Raw genomic sequence first — 6,497 nt, 5'->3', positions numbered from 1 at the left:
CCGACGACGGACGTGTGGGACGCCGACACGTACAACGCCCTCTTTACCACGCACGGGCTGACGATGCTGTTCTTCTTCGTGCGCCCGTGTTCACCGGGCTGGCGAACTACTTCCTCCCCCATCAGGTCGACGCCGACGACATGGGCGTTCCCCGCGCATCAACGCCATCGCCTTTTGGCTCCTGCCGCCGTCGTTCGTCCTCGTCCGGGCCGGCCTCCTGACGGAGGTGCTGGCGAAGATGATAGACGCCGTCGGCCCGCGCATCGAGTTCCTCTACGCCCTCGAACCGCCGACGCCGGGTGGACGCTGTACGTCCCGCGGGCGGTCCAGTTGGCGAACCCGCAGGTGGACCTGCTCATCCTCGGTCTCCACCTCTCGGGACTCGCCACCGTCATGGGGGCGATAAACATCATCGTGACCATCTTCACCGAACGCGGCGACGACGTCGGGTGGTCCAACCTGGACATCTTCTCGTGGTCGCTTTTGACCACGAGCGGTATCATCCTGTTCGCGTTCCCCCTCCTCGGCAGCGCGCTACTGATGCTGCTGCTCGACCGCAACTTCGGGACGACGTTCTTCGCCGTCGAGGCCGGCGGCCCCATCCTCTGGCAACATCTGTTCTGGTTCTTCGGCCACCCGGAGGTGTACATCCTCGTCCTCCCGGCGTTCGGGCTGACGAGCCAGATTCTCCCGAAGTTCGCGGGGCGACGGCTGTTCGGCTTCAAGTTCATCGTCTACTCGACGCTCGCCATCGCCGTCCTCTCGTTCGGCGTCTGGGCGCACCACATGTTCGCGACGGGTATCGACCCGCGCCTCCGCGCCTCGTTCATGGTTGTCACGCTCGCAATCGCCGTCCCGAGTGCGGTCAAGACGTTCAACTGGATGGCGACGCTGTGGAACGGAAGCGTGCGACTCGAAGCGCCGATGCAGTTCCTCATCGGCGGCATCGGCCTGTTCGTCGTCGGCGGCGTCACCGGCATCTTCCTCGCCTCCATCCCCGTGGACCTCGTCCTCCACGGCACCTACTACGTGGTGGCGCACTTCCACTTCATCGTCGTCGGCATCATCGCGTTCTCGATGTTCGCGGCGTCGTACTACTGGTACCCGCTCCTCACCGGCCGGATGTACGACCGCCGCCTCGCCACCGTCCACTCCGTCCTCAGCATCGGCGGCGTGATGCTGACGTTCTTCCCCCTCTTCCTCGTCGGCCTGATGGGTCTGCCCCGCCGGTCGGCGGGCTACCCCGCCGAGTTCACCCTCCTCCAGCAGGTGGCCACCGTCGGCGCGTTCGTCCTCGCGGTGAGCGTCGGCATCTGGCTGTTCAACATGGTGAACTCGTTCCGGACCGGCGCCGTCGTCCGCGACCCGGACCCGTGGAACCTGAAGGAGACGGGGCAGTTCTCCCGCGAGTGGCAGTGGTTCGAAGACCGGATGTCACAGGACCTCTCCCGGCCGCACGCCCTCGCCGACGGGGGACGTGAGACGGGCGGCGCGGCCGCCGACGAGGCGGACGGCGGCGGAGACGCCGAAGGCGACGGTAGTGCGGATGCCGAAGACGACTGACGGCGTCCCGGGGGTCGGAGAACGCGGACGAACGGTCGTCGCGAGAACGAGCGGCGGCGAATCGACGCTGACGGCGCGTTCGGTGCGGTGAGACGGCTTAACTCTGGAACGGTTCCTCGTCGCGGTGGTTGTCGGGGTTGTTTATCTCCTGCGCCTCGCGTTCCATCTGGTCGGTCTCGCGGTCCACGGCGTCGACGTCGCGGCGGTCGCGTCGGGGTGGACCTCGTCCTCGTCTCCCGCGCCGGGCATGCGCGCTCGGTCCACGAAGCGGTCGCGGCCGCCGTCGTCGTCGACGACGAACGCCACGTCCGAGGACTCGTACAGCGAGAAGAACGACTCCCAGTCGAGTTCGCGCCCCTCGCTGTCGTCGTCGTCGGTGAACTGGAGGTTCAACGCGCCCTCGGACGTCGCGGAGACGACGGGGTGCGCCCCCGTCTCCTCGGCCCACGCCTGTATCTCCTCGCGGTCGGTGAGCACTCGCTCTCCGTCGTCGGTGTCGCTGTCTGCGGTCATCGTATCAGATGGTCTCCCGGAACGGTTACGCGTCTCTTGCCTGCGAGTGCAGGGTTTCTGTGAGCAGAGTCTTGATAAAGAAACCTGCGCTCGCAGGCAGAATACCGGGGACGACGACGCCGCAATCACACGATGCTGCTGCCGGGCACTCCCGAGGCACCCCCCGACAGCAGAGGGGTCTATCTCTCCGCTGACTCCGGGCATCTCACTCGACTCGCTCTCCGTTCTCGACGGACGTACCGAACGCACCGACGGGTTTCGGAGCGGCCACCGCCTTCAAATCGGGGCCGTCCGTACGACCCGGCGTGACGAGCATCGCCACGCTACGGGCCGACGCGCCGGAGTTCCTCCTCGACGAGGCGTTCCGTGCAGTTCCGACGCTGGCCGTCGAGGTGCCCCCGGTGGTCGCTCACGGCCCGGACGACCCGTTCCCGTTCCTCGCCGTGACGGGCGCCGACCCCGACACCGTGTTGTCGGCGTTCGCGGACGACGACTCGGTCCGCGAGGCGACCTGTCTGTCGCGCATCGACGACGGGGGTCTGTTCCGCGTCGAGTGGGCCGAGACGGTCGAACTCCTCCTCGGGTCGGTCGTCAGGACGGACGCGACGGTGCTGTCGGTCCGGGGAACCGAGGGGACCTGGCGACTCCGCCTCCTCGCCCCGGACCGCGACTGCCTCGACGTGACGTTCGACTTCCTCGCCGACCACGGCGTCGAGGTGGAACTCGACGGCATCCGCCGCCTCGACGCCGACGACGCCTCCCGTTCGTTCGGCCTCTCGGAGGCGCAGTACGCGGCCCTCATCACCGGTCTCGACCGAGGATTCTACGACGTGCCGCGCGACACCGACTGCTCCGAACTCGCCGCCGAACTCGGCATCACGCATCAGGCGCTCTCGGAACGACTCCGCCGCGCGCACGGGACGCTGGTCGAGAACGCCCTCGCCTCCGGGTCCCGCGTGTTCAACTGACGCACCGCGCGTCCGCCGCGTCGAGTCCGTGCGTTTTTGTCCCGACTCGGCGACCCACGGGTATGTCCGCACAAACGCTCCCCGAGAACGCCGTCGTCGGGATGGTCCACCTCGACCCCCTCCCCGGCGCGCCGAAGCACGACGCCGCAGGCGGCCTGGACGCCGTCCGCGACGCCGCACTCGACGACGCCGCCGCACTCGACGCGGGCGGCGTGGACGCGGTCGTGGTCGAGAACTTCGGCGACGCCCCGTTCTACCCCGACGACGTCCCGAAACACACCGTCGCGTCGATGACAACCCTCGTGGACGCCGTCGCTCGCGAGGTGTCCGTCCCCGTCGGCGTCAACGTCCTCCGGAACGACGCCGAGGCGGCCCTCGCCGTCGCGGCGGCGACCGACGCGTCGTTCGTGCGGGTCAACGTCCACGTCGGCGCGCGGGTCACGGACCAGGGCGTCGTGACGGGCCGCGCCCACGAGACGATGCGCCTGCGCGACCGACTCGACGCCGACGTGGCCGTCTTCGCCGACGTGGGCGTGAAACACTCCGCACCGCTCGGTCCGGAGACGCCCCTGAAGACGGCCGTCGAGGAAGTCGTCGGGCGCGGACTCGCCGACGGCGTCGTCGTCTCCGGGCCGGGCACCGGCGCGCCGACGGACGACTCGGACCTCTACACCGTCGCGCGGGCGGCGCGAGAGGCGGGCGTCCCCGCACTCGTCGGAAGCGGCGTGACCGCCGAGACGGTGGCCGAGACGCTCGACCGCGCCGACGGCGTCGTCGTCGGCACCGCGTTGAAGGAGGGCGGCGAGACGACGGCCCCCGTGTCGGAGTCCCGCGTCCGCGCCGTCGTCGAGGCGGCGCGCGGGAGTCGGTGAGTTCGGTCAGGGCGCGCCGACGGCGGCGACCAGCGTCGTCAGGACGAACCAACCGACGAAGTTCCACCACGGCACGTCGCGGTAGCGAGGCGTCAAGAGGTGCGACTCGGGGTACGTCCAGAAGCCGTTCTCGACGCCGTTCGGGTCGGTGAGGAGGTCGAGAGCGGTGGAGAGGAGTCCGGCGGCGACGGGCCGAACCGCCCCGGCGACGACGAACCCGACAAGCGAGTACGAGAGGTATATCGCGCCGACCCAGCCGAGGAGGGCGACGACGGGCACGTCGAGCAGTTTCGGCTCGGTGTGGTGTTCCAGCAGTCCGAGGCGAATAACCGCGACTTCGGCGACGAACGCGGCGACGACGGCGACGGCGGCGAACCGTATCGCGGGCGCGACGCCCCACGCCCACGCGGCGTGGAGCACCGCGGCCGCGCCGAACCCGGCCGTCGTGAGTCGAAACAGTCGGTCGTCGGCGGGCGCGGCGCGTTCGCGCCCCGCGTTCGGCCGGCCGTCCTCCGCCGTCGAGCGTTCCCGCTCCGTCCCCGACCGTTCGCCCGCCATCGCCGGCTACCCGCTCAACTCCTCTTCGACCAGTTCGACGGCGTTCTTCACCGCCCCGACCGACCCGAGGTGGCCCGCGCCGACGGACGCCTTCATCGCCTTCGCCGCGCTTCCGGTGACGACGGTGGGTCCGAGTTGGGCCACCGCGCCGTCGCCGACGCTCACTATCCACCCGGGCACGTCGAAGCGGTACGGCTCCATCCGAGGGGCGAAGTCGTCGGGGTCGGCGTCCGGTCTCGTGTCTGACGAGTCTGGCGACGTTCTTCGCCACCGTGTTCGCCTCGCGGAGGGCGGCGGACGCGGAGGCGGGGACCGCCTCCCCGTCGGCGTCCACGATGCGCGCGGCGTCGCCGACGACGAACGTGCGGGCGTCGAGTCGCAGGTCGCTCCGGACCGTCGGTCGGTCGCCCGCCATCGCGGCCTGTCCGGCGATGCCGCCGGTCCAGACGAACGTGTCGTAGGCGAACGTGCCGGCGTCCGTCTCGACCGCCTCCTCGGTCGCGCGCTGGACCGTCGTGCCGGTCCGAACGTCGATGCACCGCGCTTCGAGTTCGTCGCGGACCGCCTCCCGGAAGTTCCGCGGGAAGTTCGGCGCGACGTCCTCCAACTGCTCGACGACGGTGATGCTCGCCGTCACGTCCTCTTCGTCCGCCAACGCGGCGAGTTCGCCGGCCGTCTGGACGCCGGAGAGACCCGCCCCGCCGACGACGACGTTCACGGCGTCGTTCGCCGCGGCGGCGCGAGGAACGACTCGCGGATGGCCTCCGCGTCGGCGACGGACTTCAGCGGCAGGGAGTGCTCCTCGACGCCGGGCAGTCCGTAGTAGGCCGTCGCGGAGCCGAGACAGACGGCGGCGTAGTCGTAGTCCAGCGTCGTCCCGCCGTCGAGGCGCACCGTCCGCGCCTCGCGGTCGATACCCTCGACGCGGGCGACGCGAACCTCCGCGCGGTCGAACAGTTGTCCGAGCGGGACTCGAATCGTCTCGGCGAGACTCGGGTGCCGAATCACGCGGTGAACTCGTGTTGGACGAGGTGGCTGTCGGATTCGTCCACGACGACGAGTTCCGCCTCGGCCGGGAGGCAGGATTCGAGCCGACGGGCGAGCGTCACACCGGCGTACCCCGCACCGAGTACCAGCACGCGCATACCGGATGGTAGGCGCAGGGAGCAAAGAGCGTGTGGGGTTTCGACGCCGCCGGTTTCAGAACAGCGCTTCGGACTCGTCGAGTACCTCGGCGGGGCCGCCGACGCTCCAGACGTCGGTGTCGACATCGCAGGCCGCGACGGCGTCCTCGACCCGGTCGGCGTGTTCGGCCGTCGTGTTGACGTAGACGCTCGCGCCCGTGTCGGTGGAGAAGTAGACCGGTATCTCCGTCTCCTCGCGGAGTTCGCGGACGGCGTTGAACACGGCGATGGTCTTCGGCTGCCAGTACACCCACCCCGCGGACCCGTCATCGTCGTCGCCGTCAGCGACAGGGAGTCGTGCTCGGCGAGTTCGAACGCGCGGTCGAAGTCCGCGGCGTGGAGGGCGTCGCGCATCTCGTCCAACTGGTGGTGGACGTGGGCCATCCGGGCCTGGAACATGTGGCTCTCGGCGGCCTCCTCGTGGGCCTGTTCGGTCTCCTTGTAGGCGGGGACGTGCGCGGCGACGATGCGCAGGTCGTCTCCAACTCGGACTCGATGCGCTCGGAGCGGCAGTCCTCGTCGTTCATGCCGGAGTAGAGGTGCGAGAACGCGCCGGTGACGGCGCGTGCGGCCGAGGAGGACCCGCGGCGGGCGATGGTCGAAATCTCGGGGCGGGTCAGCTCCAGTCCGGCCGCCTCGGCGAGGGCCATCGCGGCGGCGGCGAACCCCGACGACGAGGAACCGAAGCCGATGTTCGAGGGGAAGGAGTTCTCCGACTCCAGCCGGACCGCGTGGTCGAAGTCGGCGAGCGTTCGGACGTGGTCGACGACGGCGTCGACTGCGTTCGGCCCCGCCGGCCGGTGACCTCCTCGCCGCCGATGACGTACGTGCCTCGGACG

General features: G+C 69.9%; 5 protein-coding genes and 2 pseudogenes. 3 read left to right on the top strand and 4 right to left on the bottom strand.

What is annotated here, in order from left to right; genetic code table 11:
• Positions 1-1,563, top strand: a 1,563-nt coding sequence (locus tag GJ632_RS18275; protein WP_191453695.1) for a cbb3-type cytochrome c oxidase subunit I, incomplete at its 5' end; no start/stop codon positions are given.
• Between the two features lie 141 nt (positions 1,564-1,704).
• Here the strand turns inward: GJ632_RS18275 and GJ632_RS18270 are convergent.
• Positions 1,705-2,076: a hypothetical protein gene (locus GJ632_RS18270; RefSeq protein WP_191453694.1), complete on the bottom strand. Its 372-nt coding sequence runs from the start codon at positions 2,074-2,076 to the stop codon at positions 1,705-1,707.
• A gap of 305 nt (positions 2,077-2,381) precedes the next feature.
• On the opposite strand from GJ632_RS18270, the gene GJ632_RS18265 reads away from it, so the two are divergent.
• On the top strand, positions 2,382-3,044 hold the full coding sequence (locus tag GJ632_RS18265; protein WP_191453693.1) for a helix-turn-helix domain-containing protein: 663 nt from the start codon (positions 2,382-2,384) through the stop codon (positions 3,042-3,044).
• Between the two features lie 62 nt (positions 3,045-3,106).
• Positions 3,107-3,916 (top strand): BtpA/SgcQ family protein, encoded by an 810-nt coding sequence (locus GJ632_RS18260; protein ID WP_191453692.1) that lies wholly within the window; start codon positions 3,107-3,109, stop codon positions 3,914-3,916.
• Positions 3,917-3,922: 6 nt separating this feature from the next.
• Here the strand turns inward: GJ632_RS18260 and GJ632_RS18255 are convergent, their stop codons facing one another.
• From GJ632_RS18255 to mvaD, 3 genes and pseudogenes are all read right to left on the bottom strand, one after another.
• A complete protein-coding gene (locus GJ632_RS18255; protein WP_191453691.1) occupies positions 3,923-4,474 on the bottom strand; it encodes a carotenoid biosynthesis protein in 552 nt (183 codons plus the stop codon).
• Positions 4,475-4,480: 6 nt separating this feature from the next.
• A pseudogene (locus tag GJ632_RS18250) lies at positions 4,481-5,619 on the bottom strand (NAD(P)/FAD-dependent oxidoreductase).
• Positions 5,620-5,674: 55 nt separating this feature from the next.
• A pseudogene (mvaD, locus tag GJ632_RS18245) lies at positions 5,675-6,497 on the bottom strand (phosphomevalonate decarboxylase MvaD); the annotation flags it as partial.

Origin of the sequence: Halogeometricum sp. CBA1124, assembly GCF_009741955.1 — an archaeon.
GTDB classification, from domain to species: domain Archaea; phylum Halobacteriota; class Halobacteria; order Halobacteriales; family Haloferacaceae; genus Halogeometricum; species Halogeometricum rufum.
Note: the sequence above shows the minus strand (reverse complement) of the source record. Positions and strands in the feature narration are given on the sequence as shown.